Raw genomic sequence first — 3,079 nt, forward strand, 5'->3', positions numbered from 1 at the left:
CCGGCAAGGGCGCAGGCCGTGCGGCGGAGACGGCCGGCGAGGGTGTCGCGGAGACGGCGGAGACGGCCGGCAAGACCGCCGAAGGCGTCACCGGCGCAGCGGACGAAGGCGGCACCACGGACGAGGGGAACGCAGAATCCGACCAGGCCGGCGGTGATGGGAACGGCTCAGAAGACGAGCCTGCCGAGGAACCGGAGAAAGACCAGGCCGCGAACCCCGGCGAGGGGGAGGCGGCCGGCGGCGACCAGGAGATCACGGCGCTTCAGTCCGCTCTTCAGGACACCGAGGAGTCCGTGCGCGACCTGGGGCGGGCGCTGCTCCGGATGGTCTCCCACCAGCCTGGCTCGTCCCGCGGGGGAGGCGACTGATCGTGGGCCGTGAGGAGTATCCCGGGGAGGAGCTCCGGCGGACGGCGGACATCCTCTTCACGGCGAAGGTGAAGGCCGACGAACTCCGCTTCAACGCCGTCCCCGAAACCTCGGTGGTGTTCACCGAGGACGCCGCCGAGGAGTCCACGTCCGGAAGCGTGCGCACCAACCTGCCGGACGAGGTGGAGGAGAACGTCACCTACCACGACGTCCAGATCCATTACGCGATCGCCGCGAAGCTGCCCCCCGACCCACCGGACAGGTGACCACCTAGGGCAGGGAAGACGGCGCAGCCCGTGCCGCAGCAGCCTGTCGCACTCTCGCGTCACGGTGTCGCTCGACGAACGCGACGACCGGACGCTGACCGGGCGAGTGAATTTGCGCCACCCGGACGCCGCACGCTTCCCGAGCCACAAGGCGTTCCCGCTACAACTGATCATGGACGCCTGGTGGCTGATGATGGAGGGGCATTCGTTCGCGCAGGCCCCGTTCACCCGGCAGGAGGGTGTCCGCATCGCCTCGGCCGCGACGGCCGCCACCGAGATGCGGGAGCTGGCCGAGATCTATAACGGCAAGCGCGTGTGGGTGGACGAGAATGACATCTGCAGGCTCATCGACCGGCCCCAGTGATGAGTTGTCGCGCCCGCACCCGTCACAACTATGACGGGACACGACGAGGCGGAAGGATGACGCGATGAGGGCGGACACGCGGCTGGAGGAGCTGGGCGTGAGCGGTCTGGGCGAGGTCGAGGAGCCGGCGTTCTCGGGGCTGGCGGAGCGGCACCGGCGGGAGCTGCACGTGCACTGCTACCGGATGCTCGGGTCGTTCGAGGACGCCGAGGACACCGTGCAGGAGACGTTCCTGCGTGCCTGGCGGCGGCGGGAGACCTTCGAGGGGCGGTCAACGGTCCGGGCCTGGCTGTACCGGATCGCCACCAACGCCTGCCTGGACCTGCTCGCCAAGCGCCGCCCGGAGCCCGCGACCGGCGGCGAGGTGCCGTGGCTGCAGCCCTACCCGGACCGGCTGCTCGACGAGCTGCCCGCGGGCGACGCGGACGAGCCGGAGACCGTCGCCGTCGCACGGGAGACGATCGAGCTGGCGTACCTGGTCGCGGTCCAGCACCTCGCACCGCGCACGCGGGCCGTGCTGATCCTGCGGGACGTGCTCGGCTGGCCGGCGAAGGACGTCGCGGAGCTCCTCGGGGACTCGGTCAACTCCGTGAACAGCGCGCTGCAGCGGGCCCGCGCCGGCATGCGGGAGCACCTGCCCGCCGAGCGGCAGGACTGGACCGGCGGCGAGGAGGACGCCGGGACGCGCGAGCTGGTGCGCCGCTTTACCGACGCCAGTGTGGCCACGGACATCGACGGGCTCGCCGCACTGCTGCGGGACGACGTCCGCTGCTCGATGCCGCCCACGCCGGGCCTGCAGGTCGGCCGCGACACGGTGGTGAACGACTGGGTCGAGGACGGCTTCGAGCGCTTGAAGGGCCTGCGCGCCGTCCCCACCTCCGTGAACCGGCAGCCCGCCGTCGCCTTCTACCTCTGGCGGGAGCGGGAGGGCGCGTACCTGCCGCTGACGATCGACGTCCTGCGCGTCACCGGCGGGACGATCACCGAGATCGTCATCTTCCACGACGACCAGTTCCCGCGGCTCGGGCTGCCGGAGCGCCTGCCGGCGGACGGCACGGAGTAGTCCCGGTGCGGACGCTCGCGCTACGCGGTGGCGCGCGTGTCGCGGTGGTCGCCGCCGAGTGGTACGACGCGTTCGGCGTCGTCACCCGCGGGCGGGTGCAGCTGGAGCTGCGCGACGGCGAGCCCGGGCCGGTCCTCGGTCGCGACGCCGGGTTCTGGCTCCGCGGCACCGGCGTCCGCGCCCTGCGGAACCCCGGCCGTCGCACGGCGCGGGTGCGCATCGTCACCCCCAGGGCCAGGACCGTCACATGCCAGTCAACGCGCCCCTACGCCAGTCACCGAATGATGGAGGAAGACATGAACAGCATGAATGACACCGGGGTCGCCGCAGGCCCGGCATCGGGCCAGACCAGCCACACCCACCGACTCCGCGGGCTCGCCGGCACCGGCTTCGTTGCCACGCTCGCGGCGATGGTGGCCACCACCCTCGCCGCTGCGCTTGCCCAGGCCGTCGGCGTCGACTTCGAGGTCCCCGATGGTGGCGAGTCGATCCCGTTGCCCGGGTTCGCCGTGGTGACCGGCTTCTTCTCGGTCGTGGGCGTCGTCATTGCCGTCGCTCTTCTTCGTTGGAGCGCTCGCCCCGCCGCACGATTCGTGTGGACGGCAGTGTCGCTGACCGCGATCTCGTTGGTCCCGCCCTTCCTCTCCGGGGCGAACACCGCCACCATCACCGCCCTCCTCGGGCTGCACCTCGTCCCTGCGACGGTGATGATCCCCACCCTGGCGCGGAGCCTGCGCACCCGGACCGATTGACGATCCCGCAACAGGACAACGCGCGGCGCAAGGGCGTGCGCGAGCGCACTAACACGGCCCCCGGTGCTGCCACCCTCCATTCCAGGTTCCTTTTCTTGGCCAATTCGAAAGCCGAGTCGCGCGTGCGAAGAAGCACCGGGCACCTTGCGGGATGAAGACCGAACGCCATCCGCTTCGGGCGGGACGCATCGGGTACCCGGTCGCGTTCACCCTGGCCGACCTCGCCGTCGCACGCCTCCCACGCGGTGCGCGGCGGCACCGGACGT

5 protein-coding genes are annotated in these 3,079 nt (G+C 71.4%); all 5 read left to right on the forward strand.

All coding sequences use genetic code 11. From position 1 onward, the window contains the following. Positions 1-368 (forward strand): hypothetical protein (locus AF1_RS35555; protein WP_217999871.1); only part of this gene is annotated, 368 nt, incomplete at its 5' end. 2 nt (positions 369-370) lie between these two features. Beyond that, the gene (locus AF1_RS32230; RefSeq protein WP_067808070.1) at positions 371-634 is read left to right on the forward strand and encodes a hypothetical protein; all 264 of its coding nucleotides are present in this window, start codon (positions 371-373) and stop codon (positions 632-634) included. Between the two features lie 64 nt (positions 635-698). Continuing rightward, complete coding sequence (locus AF1_RS32235; RefSeq protein WP_067808074.1) at positions 699-998, forward strand: hypothetical protein; 300 nt, start codon at positions 699-701, stop codon at positions 996-998. Positions 999-1,062: 64 nt separating this feature from the next. After that, the gene (locus tag AF1_RS32240) at positions 1,063-2,061 is read left to right on the forward strand and encodes an RNA polymerase subunit sigma-70 (protein ID WP_067808078.1); all 999 of its coding nucleotides are present in this window, start codon (positions 1,063-1,065) and stop codon (positions 2,059-2,061) included. Between the two features lie 5 nt (positions 2,062-2,066). Then, positions 2,067-2,813 carry a DUF6069 family protein gene (locus AF1_RS32245; protein ID WP_067808081.1) on the forward strand — a complete coding sequence of 249 codons (747 nt, stop codon included), beginning with the start codon at positions 2,067-2,069 and terminating at the stop codon, positions 2,811-2,813. The last annotated feature ends 266 nt before the right edge of the window (positions 2,814-3,079 follow it).

Source organism: Actinomadura formosensis NBRC 14204, assembly GCF_001552155.1.
GTDB lineage: Bacteria > Actinomycetota > Actinomycetes > Streptosporangiales > Streptosporangiaceae > Spirillospora > Spirillospora formosensis.